At 75.5% G+C, this 17843-nt stretch carries 15 protein-coding genes; 6 read left to right on the top strand and 9 right to left on the bottom strand.

Annotation, left to right across the window (positions count from 1 at the left end):
* The first annotated feature begins 35 nt into the window (after positions 1 to 35).
* Entirely contained in the window at positions 36 to 518 is a 483-nt protein-coding gene (locus tag ACL02R_RS01205; RefSeq protein WP_412794903.1) for a DUF1772 domain-containing protein, read from the top strand.
* Positions 519 to 536: 18 nt separating this feature from the next.
* Here ACL02R_RS01205 and ACL02R_RS01200 read toward each other — a convergent pair whose 3' ends face one another.
* Positions 537 to 1340 carry a methyltransferase domain-containing protein gene (locus tag ACL02R_RS01200; protein WP_412794902.1) on the bottom strand — a complete coding sequence of 268 codons (804 nt, stop codon included), beginning with the start codon at positions 1338 to 1340 and terminating at the stop codon, positions 537 to 539.
* 179 nt (positions 1341 to 1519) lie between these two features.
* On the opposite strand from ACL02R_RS01200, the gene ACL02R_RS01195 reads away from it, so the two are divergent.
* Positions 1520 to 2563: an MBL fold metallo-hydrolase gene (locus tag ACL02R_RS01195; protein WP_412794901.1), complete on the top strand. Its 1044-nt coding sequence runs from the start codon at positions 1520 to 1522 to the stop codon at positions 2561 to 2563.
* A gap of 10 nt (positions 2564 to 2573) precedes the next feature.
* Here the strand turns inward: ACL02R_RS01195 and ACL02R_RS01190 are convergent, their stop codons facing one another.
* Positions 2574 to 3254 (bottom strand): DedA family protein, encoded by a 681-nt coding sequence (locus ACL02R_RS01190; RefSeq protein ID WP_412795159.1) that lies wholly within the window; start codon positions 3252 to 3254, stop codon positions 2574 to 2576.
* A 5-nt stretch (positions 3255 to 3259) separates the two neighbouring features.
* Entirely contained in the window at positions 3260 to 4036 is a 777-nt protein-coding gene (locus ACL02R_RS01185; RefSeq protein ID WP_412794900.1) for an MBL fold metallo-hydrolase, read from the bottom strand.
* A 140-nt stretch (positions 4037 to 4176) separates the two neighbouring features.
* Between ACL02R_RS01185 and ACL02R_RS01180 the strand changes: the two genes are divergently transcribed.
* Positions 4177 to 6285 carry an alkaline phosphatase family protein gene (locus ACL02R_RS01180; protein ID WP_412794899.1) on the top strand — a complete coding sequence of 703 codons (2109 nt, stop codon included), beginning with the start codon at positions 4177 to 4179 and terminating at the stop codon, positions 6283 to 6285.
* 230 nt (positions 6286 to 6515) lie between these two features.
* Here the strand turns inward: ACL02R_RS01180 and ACL02R_RS01175 are convergent, their stop codons facing one another.
* The gene (locus ACL02R_RS01175; protein WP_412795158.1) at positions 6516 to 7313 is read right to left on the bottom strand and encodes an aldo/keto reductase; all 798 of its coding nucleotides are present in this window, start codon (positions 7311 to 7313) and stop codon (positions 6516 to 6518) included.
* A gap of 215 nt (positions 7314 to 7528) precedes the next feature.
* Between ACL02R_RS01175 and ACL02R_RS01170 the strand changes: the two genes are divergently transcribed.
* Positions 7529 to 8542, top strand: coding sequence for a bile acid:sodium symporter family protein (locus ACL02R_RS01170; protein WP_412794898.1), 1014 nt, complete (start codon positions 7529 to 7531; stop codon positions 8540 to 8542).
* Positions 8543 to 8553: 11 nt separating this feature from the next.
* Here ACL02R_RS01170 and fdhD read toward each other — a convergent pair whose 3' ends face one another.
* Together fdhD and ACL02R_RS01160 are read right to left on the bottom strand one after the other, a co-directional pair.
* A complete protein-coding gene (gene fdhD, locus ACL02R_RS01165) occupies positions 8554 to 9417 on the bottom strand; it encodes a formate dehydrogenase accessory sulfurtransferase FdhD (protein ID WP_412794897.1) in 864 nt (287 codons plus the stop codon).
* Between the two features lie 63 nt (positions 9418 to 9480).
* The gene (locus tag ACL02R_RS01160) at positions 9481 to 12630 is read right to left on the bottom strand and encodes a glycosyl hydrolase 115 family protein (RefSeq protein ID WP_412794896.1); all 3150 of its coding nucleotides are present in this window, start codon (positions 12628 to 12630) and stop codon (positions 9481 to 9483) included.
* 723 nt (positions 12631 to 13353) lie between these two features.
* On the opposite strand from ACL02R_RS01160, the gene ACL02R_RS01155 reads away from it, so the two are divergent.
* On the top strand, positions 13354 to 14253 hold the full coding sequence (locus ACL02R_RS01155; protein WP_412794895.1) for a glutathione S-transferase C-terminal domain-containing protein: 900 nt from the start codon (positions 13354 to 13356) through the stop codon (positions 14251 to 14253).
* A 51-nt stretch (positions 14254 to 14304) separates the two neighbouring features.
* Here the strand turns inward: ACL02R_RS01155 and ACL02R_RS01150 are convergent, their stop codons facing one another.
* Positions 14305 to 14727 carry an ester cyclase gene (locus ACL02R_RS01150; RefSeq protein WP_412794894.1) on the bottom strand — a complete coding sequence of 141 codons (423 nt, stop codon included), beginning with the start codon at positions 14725 to 14727 and terminating at the stop codon, positions 14305 to 14307.
* A 104-nt stretch (positions 14728 to 14831) separates the two neighbouring features.
* Here ACL02R_RS01150 and ACL02R_RS01145 point away from each other — a divergent pair, with 104 nt between their 5' ends.
* A complete protein-coding gene (locus ACL02R_RS01145) occupies positions 14832 to 15464 on the top strand; it encodes a TetR/AcrR family transcriptional regulator (RefSeq protein WP_412794893.1) in 633 nt (210 codons plus the stop codon).
* A 73-nt stretch (positions 15465 to 15537) separates the two neighbouring features.
* Here the strand turns inward: ACL02R_RS01145 and ACL02R_RS01140 are convergent, their stop codons facing one another.
* Positions 15538 to 15660, bottom strand: coding sequence for a hypothetical protein (locus tag ACL02R_RS01140; protein ID WP_412794892.1), 123 nt, complete (start codon positions 15658 to 15660; stop codon positions 15538 to 15540).
* A gap of 392 nt (positions 15661 to 16052) precedes the next feature.
* Positions 16053 to 17492 carry an ABC transporter ATP-binding protein gene (locus tag ACL02R_RS01135; RefSeq protein WP_412795157.1) on the bottom strand — a complete coding sequence of 480 codons (1440 nt, stop codon included), beginning with the start codon at positions 17490 to 17492 and terminating at the stop codon, positions 16053 to 16055.
* Positions 17493 to 17843 lie beyond the last annotated feature (351 nt).

The raw sequence follows: 17843 nt of genomic DNA, 5'->3' as shown, positions 1-17843 counted from the left end.
GTGGCCGGTGTGCGACTGGTGCTTGAATGATCGTCATGGTAATCCTTGCACTTGTCGCCGTAGTCTTCACCGTCGTCCTCGCCGCCCTGATGGCCGGGACGTTCTTCGGCTTCTCCGTCTCCGTCATACCTGGGCTCGACGCCATCGATCCCACCGAAGCCGTCCGGGCGATGCAGAGCATGAACGAGAAGATCCTCAACCCGCTGTTCCTCACCGCGTTCGTCGGCGTGCCGCTCGCGGCGGCCGGGGCGGGCGTGTTGCTGCTGTCGATGGGGCACCGCGCCGCCGGTGTGCTGTTCCTCGTGGCGGCGGGCGTGTACGTCTTCGGTGTCTTCATGCCCACCGGCGCGGTCAACGTGCCGATGAACGACGTCCTGGCCGCCGCCACGCCGTCGCCCGAGGCGTGGGCGGACTTCTCCGGCCGCTGGGCGCGGTGGAACGCCCTGCGGACCGTCGCGAGCACCGCGACCGTCGTCCTCGCCGCCCTCGGTATCCGCATGTGGCACCAGGGGCGGTGAGCACGGGGGGCGCGGCCGTCAGACCCGGCAGAGCAGTTCGCCGTGCAGCGACGAGAACCAGCCGTCGCCGGCCGCCCCCCACTCCCGCCACGCCGCCGCGACCGACTCCAGCAGCTCCGGCGTCGCGTGGCCTCCGTCCACCGCGTGCCGCGCGTAGTCGGAAGACGTCGTGCGGTCCGCCCACAGATTGCTCCACCACTCCCGCTCGACGGCCTCCGCGTGGCACCACGCGGAGGCCGTCGCCGTCACCTCGGTGAAGCCCGCCGCGTACGCCCAGGACAGCAGGCGGCGGCCCGCGTCCGGCTCGCCGCCGTTGGCGCGCGCCACCCGCCGGTACAGCGTCAGCCACTCGTCGAGGACCGGCACCTCCGGGTACCAGGTCATCGCCGCGTAGTCCACGTCCCGCACGGCGACCACGCCACCGGGGCGGCACACCCGCCGCATCTCGCCCAGCGCCCGCACCGGGTCGGCCACGTGCTGGAGCACCTGGTGCGCGTGCACGACGTCGAACGAGTCGTCCGGGAAGTCCAGCGCGTGCACGTCCGCCACCGCGAACCGCACGGACGCCAGCCCGCGCGCCGCCGCCTCCGCGCGGGCCGCGGCGAGCACGCCCTCGGCGCGGTCCACGGCGGTCACCTCGCCGGGCGCGACGCGTTCCGCGAGGTCGGCCGTCAGGGTCCCGGGGCCGCAGCCGATGTCCAGGAGCGCCTGCCCCGCGCGCAGCTCGGGCAGTAGGTAGCCCGCCGAGTTCTGCGCGGTGCGCCAGCGGTGGGAGCGCAGCACCGACTCGTGATGTCCATGGGTGTACGTGGCTTCCGACATGCCCCGTACTCTCCTCCTGTCTCGCATGGTGAGCAACAATGTCCCGCCATGTGGACGCGTTCACCGGATCGGCCCAGTGCCGGGGGCGCTGGATTGCGGCCCGCCACCGGCATACCGGTCCATGGGAGGAGGGGAGGACCGGCGCGACGACCGGCGGGACGGCCGGGGAAAGGAGCCGCATGCCGGACCGGACGCGACGCACGGAACGGGCACGGCCCGCCGGCCCCGCCACGCCGCCCACCGCGCTCCGCCCGCTGTACGAGCGCCGCCGCTGGCCGCGCGACTTCGCCGACCGCCTGACCGCGCCGCTCCCCGGGCTGCGCACCCTCGTCCGCGCCGCCCGCCGGGGCGCGCTGCGCCCGTCCGCCGCGACGGTCGGCGGCACCGCCGGGCTGCCGTACGCCCCCGGCCCGCTGCCCCACGCGCCGCCCGGCGGCATCGCCGTGACCTGGGCGGGGCACGCCAGCTGGGTCGTCCGCACCGGCGGCCTGACCGTTCTCACGGACCCCGTCTGGTCGACGAGGATCCTGGCCACGCCACCCCGCCTCACCCCCGTCGGCGTGCCGTGGGGGGACCTGCCGCCGGTGGACGCGGTCGTCATCTCCCACAACCACTACGACCACCTGGACCTGCCGACCCTGCGCCGCCTGCCGCGCGACACGCCGCTGTTCGTCCCGGCCGGGCTCGCCGCCTGGTGCCGCCGCCGGGGGTTCGCGCGCGTCACCGAACTGGACTGGTGGGAGGCCGCCGAACTGCCCGCGCCCGGCGGCGGCACCGTACGGTTCGACTTCGTCCCCGCCGACCACTGGTCCAAGCGCACCCTGCTCGACACCTGCCGCTCGCTGTGGGGCGGCTGGGTCTTGACCGACCCGCGCGGGCGGCGCGTCTACTTCGCGGGGGACACCGGCTACGGCCCGTTCCTCCTGGACATCGGCGCGCGCTTCGGCCCGGTGGACATCGCGCTGCTGCCCATCGGCGCGTACGACCCGCCGTGGCTGCTCGGCCCGGTCCACACCGACCCGGAGGCGGCGGTCCGCGCCTGCGCGGACGTGGGGGCCCGGCGGATGGCGCCGATGCACTGGGCGACGTTCCTGCTGTCGTCCGAGCCGCCCCTAGAACCCCTGCTCCGCCTGCGGAGCGCCTGGCGCGCGACAGGGCGCCCCGCCACCGAGCTGTGGGACCTCCCGGTGGGCGGCTCCCGCGTGCTCGGCCCCGACGAGTAGCGCGCAGGTGTCACGCCCGCGCCGCCCGCCCCCCGTCCTGGCCGTCGCCGCCGGGACCGCGCAGACGGCGACGGACGGCGGGCGCGGCGCCGATCAGCACCGTCACCGACACGGCCGCGACCACGCCCTGCCACGGGTGGGGGAAGAGCGCGCCGCCCAGCATGCCGAGCAGCTGGTACGTCGCGGCCCACGCGAGGGCCGCGGGAACGTTTCCGCGCAAGTAGGTCCGCATCGGCATCCGCGCCAGCAGGCAGGCGAGCATCACGGGGATGCGCCCGGCCGGCACCAGCCGGGAGACGAGCAGGACCGTCGTACTGCCCCTGGCGAGCCGTTCCTCCGCGCGGACGAGCCGGTCGGGTGCCACCTGCTCGTGCATGCGGTCGAGCCACCGCGACCCGTTCCGCGACCTGACGCCGCGCCCGCCGAGCCAGTAGAGCGTCGCGTCGCCGAGGAACGCCGCTGCCGCCGCCGTCACGAAGACGCCGAACGAGGCCAGCAGCGGGTCCGAGTGGTGGAACGCGACCGCCGCCGCCGAGCTGACCGCCGCGCCGGTCGGCACCACGGGCACCAGCGCCCCCAGCAGCACCAGCAGGAACAGCGACGGGTACGCGGTCGCCTGCTGCGTCGCCTCCGGCGTGACCGTGCCCGAGGCGGCGAGGCCCGCCGTGCCCAGGCCCAGGCCCGTCACCACGGGGGTCACCCGCGCACCCCGAGCCGGACGCTGCCGCCGTGTTCGAGCCGGTGCACCCGCACCCCCGGCGCCAGCCTGGCGGCCTGCCGCACGAACTCGTCGCCGGGCGAGTGGAACTCGTGGGGCCGCACGCACGTCATCCCGAGCGGCCAGTACGTCCCGTAGTGCACCGGCACCGCGTCGCGCGGACGCAGCCGCGCCAGCGCCTCGGCGGCGCGCCCGGGGTCCATGTGGCCGTGCCCGAGCCCCGGGCCCCAGCCGCCGACCGGCAGCAGCGCCATGTCCACGGGGCCGGTCTCCCGTTCCATCGCCTCGAACAGGTCAGTGTCGCCCGCGTAGTACGTCCGCGCCTCCCCCTCCACCACGTACCCGAGCGCCGGGACGCGGCTCGGGCCGAACGGCAGCCGCCGCCCGTCGTGCTCGGCGGGCACCGCGCGCACGGTCACCCGCCCCACCGGCACCCTGTCCCCGGCGGACACCTCGCACACGTCGAGCCGCCCCGCGAGCCGCCGCAGCCCCGGCACGGCACGGCACGCGCCGCGCGGCACGAGCAGCGGCGTACCGGGCGCGAGCCGCGCCAGGGAGCGGATGTGCAGGTGGTCGGCGTGGAGGTGGGAGATCACGGCGGCGTCCGGCGTACGGGTCCCGGAGGACGGCAGGGCGCCGCGCCGCCTGCGCAGGTGGGCGAGGCGCCGGGTGAACAGCGGGTCGGTCAGCACGCTGGTGCCCGAGTCGCGGATGGTGACGGTCGCGTGGCCCCACCAGGTGATGTCCACCGGCACCGCGTCCCCTTCCGCCCCGGCACGTCGTCCGCGCCCAGTCGCACGCGTCCAGTCATACGGGTCCAGGATGCCAGGGTGGGCACGCGGGCGGGACGGACGGGGAGCGATGTGGAGAATTGGTGTCCGGAGGAAAGGCGGAGGTGCGGGTGAGAGGGTGGCGCAACGGCGGGGCGGTGCTGCTGCGGGTCCTGGTCGTGTGGGCGGCCAGCACGGTGACGCTGGTCCTGCTCGCCTGGCTGATGCCGGACTTCTCGCTCCAGTCGGCCGACGGCGACAGCTTCACCAAGGTCGGCGTGACCGCCGCCGCGGGCGCCGGGCTGTTCGGCCTGCTCAACGCGCTGGTGTGGCCCTGGCTGGTCCGCGCGCTGCTGCTGGCGCCCGCCCTCGCGCTCGGCCTGCTGGTCTTCCTGCTCAACGGCTGGTTCCTCGTCTTCGCGCTGAGCGTGGTCCCCGCCGGGCGCGGCGGCCCGCCGACCGGGACGGCGGTGGTGATCGCCGCCGTGATGTCCACCGTTTCCTCGGCCACCAGCACGTTCCTCGCCGTCCGCGTGCGCGGGCAGCAGCGCCGCCGGATGCGGCGCCTGGCGGGCTGGCGCGCGACCCGGCGCACGCCGCCGCGCACCCGCGCGGCCGGCACCGTCTTCCTCCAGCTCGACGGCATCGGGTACGACGTGCTGACCGAGGCGCTCACCGGCCCGCGCCCCCTGATGCCGACGCTGGCCCGGCTGTACGGCACCACCCACCGGCTGACGCCGTGGCGCACCGACTGGTCGAGCCAGACGGGCGCCGCGCAGCTCGCCATCCTCCACGGCAGCAACCACGACGTGCCCGCGTTCCGCTGGTACGAGAAGGAGTCGGGCGAGGTCGTCGTCAGCAACCGCCCGTCCAGCGCCGCCGAGCTCCAGCGCCGCGCCGTCACGCGCAGCGGCGACCCGGGGCTGCTCGCGTACGACGGCGCGAGCCGGGGGAACCTCTTCAGCGGCGGCGCCGAGCAGGTCGCGCTCGTGCTGTCCATGGCCGCGCGGCGCTCGCCCGGCCAGCGGTCGCGCGCCGGGTACTTCGCGTACTTCTCCGATCCGGCGCACGCCGTCCGCACCGCCGCGTCGTTTCTCGCCGAGCTGGTGCGCGAGCCCTGCCAGGCGCTGCGGGCGCGGCTGTGCGGCGTGCGCCCGCGCGTCGGCCGTGGCGGGCTCTACCCGCTGATCCGCGCGTTCGCGACGGTCGTGCAGCGGGACGTCGTGACGGCCGCGGTCGTCGGCGACGTGCTGAACGGCCGCACCGCCGTCTACGCCGACCTGGTCGCCTACGACGAGGTCGCCCACCACTCCGGGCCGCGCGGCCGGGACACGCGGCAGGTACTCCACGCCCTGGACCGGTGCGTCGCGGCGGTGGCGGAGGCCATCGAGTACGCGCCGCGCCCGTACCACCTGGTGCTGCTGTCGGACCACGGGCAGAGTCAGGGCGAGACGTTCGAGTCGGCCTACGGGCAGACGCTCGGCGGCCTGGTGCGCGCCGGGTGCGGGCGGCCCGTCGCGGCGGGGGAGGGGGCGCGTCCGGCCCGCCGCCCCGAGGCGGGCGCCGAGGCGCGGGAGGCCGCCCGCGCGGCGCTGCGGCGGCCGGAGCGCGAGGTGCCGAGGCCGCTGCCCGACGATCCGGGGCCGGGCAGCGGTGCCGCGCCCGTCGTCCTCGGCTCGGGGAACCTGGGGCTCGTCTCGTTCCCCGGGCTGCCGGGCCGCGCCGACCGGGAGACCATCGAGGCGCTCCACCCCGCGCTGCTGCCGACGCTCACGTCCCATCCGGGGATCGGCTTCGTGCTGGTGCACAGCGCGGCGCACGGTCCCGTGGTGCTGGGCGCGGACGGCGCCGAGTTCCGGCTCGACTCGGGGGAGGTGCGGGGCGCCGACCCGCTGGCGCCCTTCGGGCCCGGCGCGGCGGCGGCCGTACGGCGGGCGGCGTCGTTCCCGCACACCGCCGATCTGATGATCAACTCGTCGGTCGATCCGGACAGCGGCGCGGTCCACGCGTTCGAGACCCAGCTCGGCTGCCACGGCGGGCTCGGCGGCGAGCAGAACCGCGCGTTCCTGCTGTCGCCGCTGTCGCTGTCCCCGCCCGTCCCGGCGGTGGGCGGCGAGCCGCCGGGCGAACTGGTGGGCGCCGAGTCCGTCCACCGGGTGCTGCGGCGCTGGCTGCACGAGGCGATGGCCCACTCGGCGCGCCGTACGGGCACTCCGGCACCCGCCGCGCCGTAGCGTCGCGCGCGGAAGCCCGGACGCGGGAGCGGACAGCGGGAACGGAGCGTGCGGTCGCATGGCGGCGAAGCCGTCGACCGAGCGTCGCCGCCCTCCAGGAGGAGCCGCGCCACCGCGCGGACCTCACCGGGCTCGACGCGCGGCCGGCCGGTCGGATCGAGGAGATCTCCCCGGCGCACGGCGCGGTCCGCCGCGCCACCGCCGCGCGGGACGGCGGTGGCGCGCGTGGCTCAGCCCGCGTCGAATTCGTCCGGGTGCGGGCCGACGCGGCCGTCCCGGTCGAGGCCGGCGAACGCCGTCATGTCCTCGCCGTCCAGCTCGAAGCCGAAGACGTCGAGGTTCTCGCGGATGCGGGAGGGCGTCACCGACTTGGGGATGACGACGTTCCCCAGCTGGAGGTGCCAGCGCAGCACCGCCTGGGCGGGCGTGACGCCGTGCTTCCCGGCGACCGACGCGATGACCGGATCGTCCAGCAGGCCCTTGCCCTGCCCGAGCGGCGACCATGCCTCGGTGACGACGCCGAGCTCCTCGTCGGCGGCACGGGTCTCCGTCTGCTGGAAGTACGGATGCAGCTCGACCTGGTTGAGCGCCGGGACGATGCCGGTCTCGTCCTTCAGGCGGCGCAGGTGCGCGGGCGTGAAGTTGGAGACGCCGAACGCCCGCAGGCGCTCGCGCGGGATCTCGGCGAAGGCGCGCAGGATCGTCAGGTAGTCGTCGCGCATCGGGCGCGGCCAGTGGATCAGGTACAGGTCCAGCCGGTCGAGGCCGAGGCGGGCGAGCGAGGCGTCGAACTCCCGCAGGACCGCGTCGCGCGTCCAGGTGGTGGAGGCGCTGTTCCACAGCTTCGTGGTGACGAACAGGTCCTCCCGCGGCAGACCGGACGACGCGAGCGCGCGGCCGACGCCCTCCTCGTTGCCGTAGGCCTGGGCCGTGTCGATGCTGCGGTAGCCCGCCGCCAGGGCGGCGGTGACGGCGGACTCGGCCTCGTCGTCGGGGACCTGGAAGACGCCGAAGCCGAGCCGGGGCATCGTGACGTCGTCCGTGAGGCGGACGGTGGGGATCGCTGGAGTGCTCACGTGCGTGACTGTCCTTCTCTGATCGGCTGTGTCTTGTCGGCGCTGTGTTCTGCCGGCGCTGTGTCTTGCGGCCGACGAATGATCGACAGGGTGTTCGTCCCGGTGGCCCACGGTCTGCCGCGCGCTACGCCGGGCCCGGTGGGACCGGTCGCGCGGGGGAGGAGAGAATGTCCGCCGTGCGCAGACCGGCCCGTTTCATCGACCCGTACGTCGTGCTGCTGCTCGGCACGGTGGGAATCGCCGCGCTGCTCCCCGCGAGCGGCCCGGCGGCCGACGCGGCTGACGGCGCCGCCACGGGCTTCATCGGGCTGCTGTTCTTCCTCTACGGCGCGCGGCTGTCCACCCAGGAGGCGGTGGACGGGCTGCGGCACTGGCGGCTGCACCTCACGATCATCGGCTGCACCTTCCTCCTCTTCCCGCTCTTCGGCCTCGCAGCCAGAGGACTCGTACCCTGGCTGCTGCCGCACGACCTCTACGAGGGCCTGCTCTTCCTGTGCCTGGTCCCCTCGACGGTCCAGTCCTCCATCGCCTTCACGTCGATAGCCAGGGGGAACGTCGCCGCCGCCATCGCCGCCGGGTCGTTCTCCAGCATCATCGGTGTCCTGATCACCCCGCTGCTCGCCGCCACGCTGATCGGCGCCGGCGGCGGCTTCTCGGCCGACACGCTGCTCGGCATCGCGCTCCAGCTGCTGCTGCCGTTCGTGCTCGGCCAGCTCCTGCGGCGCTGGATCGGCGGGTTCGTGCGGCGGCACCGCGCGGTGCTGTCCCTGGTCGACCGGGGCTCGATCCTCGTCGTGGTCTACGCGGCGTTCAGCGAGGGGATGAACGCGGGCGTCTGGCACGAGGTGAGCTGGCCCCGGCTGCTCGCGCTGCTCGGCGTCGAGGCCGTCCTGCTGACGTGCATGCTCACCCTGACCCGCTGGGGCGCGCGCCGGCTCGGCTTCGGGCGCGGCGACCGGATCGCGATCGTCTTCGCCGGGTCCAAGAAGTCCCTCGCCGCCGGGCTGCCCATGGCCAGTGTGATCTTCGGCACGCACGCGGCGCTGGCCGTGCTGCCGCTGATGGTGTTCCACCAGATGCAGCTGCTCGTCTGCGCCGTCCTGGCCCGCCGCTGGTCCCGCGACCCGGAGGCGGGGGAGGCGGCCGGGCGCGAGACGGCGGACGACGCCGCGTCCGGCTGAGTCAGGCCGAGTCAGGCCCCGGCGCCCTGCCGCGCGGGGAGCACCAGGCGCTCGGCGCCCGCGTACACGTTCATCGACGCGCCGCGCAGGAAGCCGACGAGCGTCAGGCCCGCCTCCGCCGCCAGGTCCACGGCCAGCGACGACGGCGCCGACACCGCCGCGAGCACCTGGACGCCGGCCATCACCGCCTTCTGCGCCAGCTCGAACGAGGCGCGGCCCGACACCAGCAGCACCGCGTCCGACAGCGGCAGCAGCCCCTGCTCCAGCGCCCGGCCGACGAGCTTGTCCACCGCGTTGTGCCGTCCGACGTCCTCGCGCACGTCGAGCAGCCGCCCCTCGGCGGTGAACAGCGCCGCCGCGTGCAGGCCGCCCGTGCGGTCGAAGACCCGCTGGGCCTCCCGCAGCCGGTCCGGCAGCGCGGCGAGCACCGAGTGCGGCACGCGCGGCCCGCCGGTCAGCGGCAGCGGCCAGCGCGCGGTGGTGCGCACGGCGTCCAGGCTCGCCTTGCCGCACACGCCGCACGACGAGGTGGTGTAGACGTTCCGCTCCAGCCCGTCGAGCATGCCGTCGGGCAGCGCCATGGGGTCCGCGAGCCGGACGTCCACGACGTTGTACGTGTTGGCGCCGTCCTCGCCCGTCGCGCCCGCGCAGTAGGTGACGCGCGACAGCTCGCCGCGCGCCCCCAGCACGCCCTCGGACACGAGGAAGCCCGCGGCGAGCGCGAAGTCGTCGCCCGGCGTGCGCATGGTGACGGCGAGGGGGCGGCCGTTCACCCGGATCTCCAGCGGCTCCTCGCCGACCAGGGTGTCGGCCCGTTCGGACAGGGCGCCGTCCCTGACGCGGACGACGCGGCGGCGTTCGGTGACCCTTCCCATGCGGCCATCATGCCCCCGCGCGGGGCCGGGGACGCCGCGCGGGGGGACGGGCACCGGCGGGTCTCAGCCGTGCGCGCGCAGGCTCTCGGGCGGGCCGAGGTAGCTGGGCCGCAGGCCGCCGGTGTCGATGATCAGCTTCTGGAGCACGACGGTCGGGTCCACCATCCAGAACTTCAGGGTGTGGCGGCCGGGCGTGGCGAGGGTGTGGGTCGTCGTGGTGACGTTGACGTTGTCGGACGTGTTGCGCTCCCACTGGCGGTTCATGGCCGTGTCGTCCGCCCCGGTGGCCGCCACGACGTCCACGCGCCGCGGCTCGTCGCCGTCGAAGGAGACGGCGTACACCAGCTCGCCGCCGGGCAGGACGCCGTTGCGCGGCGAGAGGTGGACGTGCACCGTGACCTCGCCGGCCGTGAACAGCGTCACCTCGTATTCCAGGCGCGGCGACCTGGCGCCGCCCGGGGTCTGGCGGGGCGCGGTCACGGGGAGGGGCGTCATGCCGTCGCCCGTGCGGCCGAGGTCGGGTATCCGCGTCCAGCGCACGCCTGGGCCGTCCACGGCGCGGTCGTGGTGCGCGCCCTCGATCGACACGTAGCCGTTCGCCTCGACGAAGCCGGCCAGCCGTCGCCGCGGCACCTTCGGGTCGAACACCACCGCGAGCACCTCGACGGACGTGCCGGCGCCGGTGACCGTCAGCGGCACGGTGGTCCGGCCGCGGGGCGCCGCGCCGAAGTCCACGGTCACCTCGGCGCGCACCTGCGTGCCGACCGTACCGGACGGCTCGGACACCGAGAGCCACGGCACCGGCGACGTGATGCGGTACTCGAACGGCTCCGAGCCCCGGTTGAACACCTCGACGTACTGCGCGGGCTGGCTCTGGTACGGGCTGAACTCCGGCAGCACGGCGGCCTCCCGCGCGTCCGGCCACCACGCCGCCGACCCGTCCACGGCCACCCCCAGCTCGGCCCCGGGGCGCGCCGTCACGCGCCGCACCGGCGGGTACACCTCGTCGGGCAGCGCCACGTTGTCCCGTTCCGGCTGCTGCCAGGGGGCGTTGGGCCCGTAGCGCTCCACGTCGCCGTAGCCGATCTTCGGCTGGGTCTGGAAGCCCTGCCACTTCCCGTCCGCGAGCGTGTTGTTGTAGTAGTCGGACATGGCCTGGTCGTCGGCGAAGCGGGCGTCCGTCGCGTCGGCCAGGGCGTTGGCCGACGTCCTGCCCTGGGCCGCGTGGTGCAGGTTGGTGAACTCGGCGGCGCGCAGCGCGTACAGGTTGGCCGTCGCCTCCACCTGGTACTGGACCAACTGGTAGTAGGCGTCCTGGTGTTCGGCGGGCAGCTCCTCGCCGATCCGCTGCGCCCGCGCGTCCAGCCGCTCCCACTCGGCGGTGACGCGCTCCAGCTCGCGGTAGTCGGTGAGGCTGAACGGGGTGGCGCGGTCGTCGTAGACGACGGCCGAGGGGTCGGTGGCCGGGTCCTTGGCCGGGTCGAGCGTGATCCGCCGGTTCAGCAGCTCCGGTTTGCGGCGGGCCTGGAGGCGGCCGTACTCGTGCAGCACCTCGGCGATGGCGTCGGCGTGCGTGGGGCCGAAGTTCTCGGCGGCGTACCGCCGTTCCCAGGCGCCGAGCCGGTCGATCGACCAGCGGCGCGGGTCCCACGCGTAGTCGAGGAAGAACTGGAGCGGCAGTTCCTCGGCCTTCATGTCACCCACGTTGACGACCCACAGCCGGTCGACGCCCGACTGGTGGGCCAGGTTGAGCTGTTCCCAGGTGGACGCGAGGTTGACGGTGTCGACCCACTTGTAGTTGCGCCCGCCGCCGACGTAGTCGAAGTGGTAGTACATGCCGTAGCCGCCGGACCGTTCCGGCAGGGCGGGGTCCGGGATCTTCCGCAGGTTGCCCCAGTTGTCGTCGCAGAGGATGACCGTCACGTCGTCCGGCGGCCGCAGCCCCTCGTCCCAGTAGCGCTGCACCTCCTTGTACAGCGTCTGCACCTGCGGGACGCCGGTGATGTCGGGGCCGGCCAGCTCGCGGAGGATCTCGCGCTGCGCGGCGAGGATCGACTCCATCAGCTCGATGCCGTCGCCGTCCGGCAGGCTCACGTCGCCGTTGCCGCGCATGCCGAGGGTGACGACGCCCTCGAAGCCCTGGTCGACCATGCGCCGGATGCCGTCGCGCCAGTACGCCCTGATCGCCTCGCCGTTGCGCCGGAAGCTCCACTCGCCGGTGCCGCCGTACGGGTCGTGGCCGGGCACGGTGATGTTGCCGTCCGCGTCACGCTGCGCGGCCACCGCGTGCCGGTTCCACTCCTCGATGCCGCGCATCATCGGGGCCTCGTGCGAGGTGCCCATCACGATGCCGTACTCGGCGGCGACGGCGTGGTTGCGCGGGTCGTCCTCGGCGAACGCGCGGCCCCAGACGGCGGGCCAGAAGTAGTTGGCCCGCAGCCGCAGCATCACCTCGAAGACCTGCTTGTGGAACTCGGCGTTGAACCCGCCCTCGTACCCGGGGGCATGTCCCGGGCCGAAGAACGCCGGGGCCCAGGTGCCGAGCGCCGGGTTCTCGTCGTTGATGAAGAAGCCGCGGTACTTCACGGCGGGCGTGCCCTGGGTGTGCCGTCCCGGCAGCGCGAACACCCGTTCGTGGCGCGGGATCGGCACGTCGTCCCACCAGTACCAGGGGGAGACGCCGAGCTGCCGCGACATCTCGTAGATCCCGTAGATCGTGCCGCGCGGGTCGCTGCCCGCGATGACCAGGGCGCGGCGCACGCCGGGCAGCGGGTCGCGGACGAGCTGCTCGCGCGTCGTCTCCCAGCGGCCCGCGATGCCGTCCACGTCGAGCTTGCCGTCCGCGACGAGGCGGTCGATCAGCGGGCTGCGGCCGAGGGTGCCGACGATGACGGCCGCGTCCTGCCGCGGCGGCGGCCGGTCGTGGGCGACGGCGGGCTCGGCGCCGGTGACGCGGGCGATGTCGGCGCGCAGGTCGCCCGCGGCGCGCAGCACGCCGGGGTGGTCGGCGCTGCTGACGACGAGGGGGACGGCCCGGCCGCCCGTCACCAGCGGCAGGCTGCCGGGCTGCCACGAGGTCGAGATGAAGTCGGACGGCAGCGGGGACGAGGGGGCGCCCCGGCCTGCGGGAGCGGCGTGCGCGTCGGCGGTCACGGCGCCGGTCGCGGCGACGGTGAGGGGGAGGAGTCCGAGGAAGGTACGGCGGCTCGTCATGGTGTGGCTCCACACGGAGGAGGGACCAAAAGTTTTCAGACGGTTTCCGGAACGTTCCCGCCCGAAGCTAACGACGAGTCATGCGCAGGTCAATAGTCGGGATCACCGCTACCGGCCCGTAGCCCCCTGACATGCGACAGCGCCCGGAACGGGGCCCTGCGCGCCCGGTGTCGGCGTACTGAAAACTTTTCAGGCCGGGAGGCCCGACGCCCACCGGGGCTGTCCGTTCGGGCTCCGTTCCTGTTGCCTCGGCGACCGGGCGCACCGGCCGTTCCGTCCGGCGGTTCCGGCCCCGGTCTGCCGTGGCGTGGCGGATTAGCCGGGCGGCGGAGTGGACATGCTCCGGGAGAATGCCCTTGACGCCCCGCCGGGACCGCTCGACAATCCCTCGCGGGCCCCCGGTGGACGGCCGGGCTCAGGGATGGACGGACCGGACGGGGGTTCCATGAACGACGGAGGATCGCCGGCAGGCTGTCCGGTTCCCCGCCTTCCCCTGCTGACCTCCCGCCGTCACATCGACCTGCTGCGTGTGTGCAGCACGGGCTGTCCCCGCCGCTGAGCGGCACCGGCACACCGGCGCGTCCCCCGCCGTTCACCGTGCCCTTCTCCCGCGCCACGTCCTCCTGCCTCCCGGCGTTCCCCGGCGCCGGTCGCCCGGCTCCGGCGCGTGCCCCCGCCGCGCACCGCCTCCCGTCCCGTCCGCAGCCCTTCCCAGGGAGTGTCATGCCCCAGCACGTGCCCGACCCGTCGAACCCGCCCGCCCCGCCCTGTGCCGAGGCCCAGACCATCAGGGGACGGATCGGCCCCGACGCCGACCACGGTTTCCACCCCGCGCCGCACCGCTACCACCTCTACCTGGCGCTCTCCTGTCCGGAGTGTCTGCGCATCGCGATCACCCACACCCTCCTCGGGCTCGCCGACCGGCTGCCCGTGACGTACCTCCCCGCCGTGCCCGACATGCGCGACGGGGGCTACCGCGCCCTGCGCGGCGCCTACGCGGCGACCAGCCACGCGTACGACGGGCCCTACGCCGCCCCCGCGCTGACGGACCGCTGGACGGGGCGCGTCGTCAGCAACCACGCGGCGGACATCGCGCACGACCTGGCCGTCCGCTTCCCCGGCGACGGTCCCGACCTGCGCCCGCGTGGGCTGGGGCGGCGGATCGACGCCGTGGTGGAGCTGTGCGACGAGGCGGTCACCGGGGCGGCGCAGCGCGCCGGGGAGGCCGGCCCCGCCCCGGGGAGCGGGCCCGCGCTGGGGCGGCTGCTGGGGGCGCTCGACCAGGTGGAGGAGTGGCTCGCGGACGGGCCGTTCGTACTGGGCGACGCGGTGACGGCGGCGGACGTCCACCTGTGGGTGACGCTGGTGCGGCTCGATCTCGTGCACCGCTGGCACCTGGACGCGGACGCCGTGCACCGCATCGCCGCGCACCCGCGCGTGTGGGCGTACGCGCGGCGGCTGCTGGCCCACCCGGCGTTCGGCCCGCTGCTGCGGCCGGGGGACATCACGCGGCGGCACCACCACCAGTGCGCGGGCCTTGAGGCGGCGGGGGCTGCCGTGCAGATCGTCGACTGGACCGCCGCCGAGGCGCTGACCCCGGCACCGGTCCACCCGGGCCGCTGAGCCGCCGGGCGCGGAGAGGCGCGTGTCCCCCGGGCGTGGTCCGCCCGGGAGTCACAGGCCGAGTTGGTCGCGTATCGCGTCGGAGTCGCGCAGGGCCCAGTGCTCCACGATCCGCCCGCCGCGGACGCGGACCATGTCCATGCTGAGGGCCGCGTAGCGCCGGCCGGAGGCCGTGTGGGTGCCGCGGGTGGTGTACCGGTTGACGGAGGTGTCGCCCGCGACGACGTTCTGCTCGATCGTCACCGACACGTCGTGGAACGCGCTGCCCGCGCCCATCAGCTCCCACTTCCGCCGCCAGGCGGCGCGCCCGCGGTGGTCGCCCTGCGTGCCGCCCCGGTGGTCGAGGACATCCGGGTCGATCAGTGCCAGGGCGTCTTCGAGCCGCCCGGCCAGGACCTCTCCGTAGCTCTCGACGACGCGCCGGTGCACCTCTCCCGGGCCCGGTGGTGCGGCGTTCTCCGCTTCCTGCGGCATGTGGGACCTCCTGTGCCGGATACTGCGGGACGGAAACGGGGAGCTCCCCGTTTCGGTGGTTCGGCTACCATAACCGGGGAAGTCCCCGTTTCACAAGGAGAGCCATGCCACCGCGGTACGACCCCGCCGCGCCGCGTCCCGAGCCGCGGCGCCGCCGCGCGGACGCCCAGCGGAACCACGACCTGCTCGTGGCCACCGCCAGGGACGTCTTCCGCGACCTGGGTGTCGACGCCCCGCTCGACGACATCGCCCGCCGGGCCGGTGTCGGCAACGCGACCATGTACCGGCACTTCCCGACGCGCCGGGACCTGATCGTCGCCGTCTACGCCGGAGAGGTGGCCGGACTGCTCGCGAGCGCCGAGGAGTTGCGGGCCGGTGCGGCTCCCGGCGACGCGCTCTTCGGCTGGCTCGGGGAGTTCATCGCCCACGTCGCGGCGAAGCGGGAACTGGCGAGGTCGATCCCCGACGACCCCGCCGGGCAGCGCTCGGCCCTGTTCGACCAGTGGCACCGCTCGATGCGGGCCGCCGCGTCCGCGCTGCTCACGAGGGCCCAGGCCGCCGGCGCCGTCCGCCGCGACCTCGACGTCGCCGAACTGCTCGCCCTGGCCAACGGCATCGCCCTGACCGCCACCGGGACCGTACCCGCGGAGCGGCTCCTGCTCCTCGTCCGGCAGGGCCTCGCCGCCCAGGCCGCGGACCAGGGTCCGTCCCCCGGGTCCGGACGGCGACGACCGTGACCACCCACCGAGGGCGTACGCCTCCCGTGAGAGGCGAGGGCACCGCACCAGTCGGCTGAACAGGGCGAGGCGACTACCTGCGTGGCGGGTGTTCGGCGGCAGGGGCCCGGCCGACGTCGCGCCCGTCCACCGCCGGGTCGGCCAGCAGCTCGGGTACCACCCGGCGGCCGGTGCGCGGGGCGTTGACAGTCTCCACGGCCCTGTTCCACCTGCTGCTGCCGCAGGTGGAACGGGGCGGCGGGGGCCGCGCGGGGGCGCCCCGGAGCACCGGCCGGTCGCGGTCTCAGGTCGTACTGTCCGGCCAGAACCACGGCACCTCGGCGGGCGGAAGCGGCAGACCGCAGATCGCCACGGCGACCCGGCGGCCTGTCCGTTCTCCCATCGCAGCCGCTCGTCGTCGGGGTGCGGAATCGGACGCCGCGCGCGTTCGCCGACGGCGAAGACGCGAGGATCGCGCGGCTGCTCGCCAGACTCGAACGGCCCGTCGCCAGCAGCCCGGCGACGCGCCGAGGGGCCCTGCCGCCCGCCGCGCTCCATCGGCCGGGCTCCGGGGGCCGACGAACGACCGCGAGCCTGTCGGCGCGCCCCTCAGCGGACGGCCGAGTCCGGGGGAGGGGCGAGGCGGATGATCCGGTCGGCTGCGTGGGACATCAGCGCCGTGTCGTGGCTGACGACGATCAGTGCCGTCCCCGCGTCCGCCGCCGCGCGCAGCAGCCGCAGTACCGTCGCGGCCGTCACCGTGTCGAGCGCGGAGGTCGGTTCGTCGGCCACGACGAGCGCGGGCCGCGCGGCGAGCGCCCGCAGGATCGCGACGCGCTGGCACTGTCCGGTGGACAGCTCGGCGGGGCGGGCGCGCGGATCGACGCCGGTCAGTCCGGCCGAGTCGAGCGCCGCGCGGGCCGCGGCGACGGCGGCGGCACGGCCGCGCGCCCCGGACCGTCCGCGCGGCTCCGCGAGCGTGCGCCACACCGGCCAGCGTGCGTCGAGACCGGCGCGCGGGTCCTGGTCGACGGGCATCACCCAGCCGCCGCGCGGCGACCGGCGGCGGCCGTCGCGCCACACCGGCGCGCCCGCGTGGAGCAGTTCGCCCGCGTCGGGCCGTTCGATCCCGGCGAGCAGCCGCAGCGCCGTGGACTTGCCCGCGCCGGACGGCCCGGTGAGGGCGACGAACTCGCCCGGCCGCACGTCGAGTCCGAGGTCCGACACCACCGTTCCCGCGCCCGGGTAGCGGCGGGTCAGGCCGCGCGCCGTCACGACCGGGTGACCCCCGCGCGCCGGGCGGCGCGGCGGCGTACGGGGCGCGGGCAGCGCCTCGACCAGCGCGACCGCCGCCGGGTGCGCGGGGCGTGCGAGGACATCGGCCGCCGGGCCGTCCTCGACGACCCGCCCCTCGTGCAGCACGGCGATCCGGTCGGCGACCGTACGCGCCAGCCGCAGGTCGTGGCTGACCATCAGCAGCGCGCGGCTGTCCCGGCGCAGCGCGGTCAGCACGCCGTCGGCCAGGTCGGCGTCCAGCGCGCTCGTCGGCTCGTCGGCGAGTGTCAGGAGCGGGGCGTGTGCCCCGGCCGCCGCGATCGAGGCGCGTTGCAGCATGCCGCCCGACCAGGCGTGCGGGCGGTGCCGCGCGCGGCGGGCGGCGTCGGCGATGCCGAGTGCCGTGAGCCGTTCCGCCACCGCGTCCCCGGGCGGCCCGCCGCCCCTGGCGCGCCACGCCTCGGCGACGTGGTGGCCCACCGACCGCAGCGGGTCGAACGAGGCGAACGGGTCCTGCCCCACGTACCCGACCGTCCCGCCGCGCAGCCGCCGCAGTGCCCGCTCGGGGGCGCCCACCACCTCCGTGCCGCACACCACCGCGCTGCCCGTGACCTGCGCCGAGGGCGGCAGGAGGCCCAGCAGGGCGCGCAGCAGCGTCGTTTTGCCGGAACCGGACGAGCCGACCACGACGACGCACTCGCCGGCGCGCACGCGGAGCCGGACGTCCCTCAACGGCCGGGCGCCGCCGGGTCGTCCGACGGCCAGCCCTCGCACATCGAGCACGACGCGCCCGCGCGGTCCGTCCGTCACCTGTCCGCCTCTCGCCGTGTCCGGTCTCGGAGTTCCGCGTCCCCCGCCGCGCCGCACGCACCCACGCGCGGGGACTGCCGTACCGGACGCGACATGCGAGCGTCCCCGCGGCGTCGGGTGCCGGATTCCTCGCACAGTTCGCCCGCGCGGTTCGTCCGTCGTCGCGACAACGCCGCTGCCGTGTCGTGCCGTTCAGCCGCCGGCGCCGGCGCCGGCACCAGGGACCCGCCCCGCGTCCGCACGCGGCGGCGCAGCGTCGGCGGACCCGCCTCCGCCACGCGGATGAGGCGATGGGCCGACGCGGCGGAGGTCCGC

The sequence above is a fragment of the Streptomyces sp. MS19 genome, assembly GCF_047200595.1.
GTDB lineage: Bacteria > Actinomycetota > Actinomycetes > Streptomycetales > Streptomycetaceae > Streptomyces.
The sequence above is the reverse complement of the archived record's forward strand: the minus strand, read 5'-3'. Positions and strand labels throughout refer to the sequence as shown.

Bases quoted from the DNA above. Each gene is read 5' to 3' on its own strand.
- ACL02R_RS01205 (WP_412794903.1), top strand. From the start codon at position 36: ATGGTAATCCTTGCACTTGTCGCCGTAGTCTTCACCGTCGTCCTCGCC.
- ACL02R_RS01200 (WP_412794902.1), bottom strand. From the start codon at position 1,340: ATGTCGGAAGCCACGTACACCCATGGACATCACGAGTCGGTGCTGCGC.
- ACL02R_RS01195 (WP_412794901.1), top strand. From the start codon at position 1,520: ATGCCGGACCGGACGCGACGCACGGAACGGGCACGGCCCGCCGGCCCC.
- ACL02R_RS01175 (WP_412795158.1), bottom strand. From the start codon at position 7,313: ATGCCCCGGCTCGGCTTCGGCGTCTTCCAGGTCCCCGACGACGAGGCC.
- ACL02R_RS01170 (WP_412794898.1), top strand. From the start codon at position 7,529: ATGTCCGCCGTGCGCAGACCGGCCCGTTTCATCGACCCGTACGTCGTG.
- fdhD (WP_412794897.1), bottom strand. From the start codon at position 9,417: ATGGGAAGGGTCACCGAACGCCGCCGCGTCGTCCGCGTCAGGGACGGC.
- ACL02R_RS01160 (WP_412794896.1), bottom strand. From the start codon at position 12,630: ATGACGAGCCGCCGTACCTTCCTCGGACTCCTCCCCCTCACCGTCGCC.
- ACL02R_RS01155 (WP_412794895.1), top strand. From the start codon at position 13,354: ATGCCCCAGCACGTGCCCGACCCGTCGAACCCGCCCGCCCCGCCCTGT.
- ACL02R_RS01150 (WP_412794894.1), bottom strand. From the start codon at position 14,727: ATGCCGCAGGAAGCGGAGAACGCCGCACCACCGGGCCCGGGAGAGGTG.
- ACL02R_RS01145 (WP_412794893.1), top strand. From the start codon at position 14,832: ATGCCACCGCGGTACGACCCCGCCGCGCCGCGTCCCGAGCCGCGGCGC.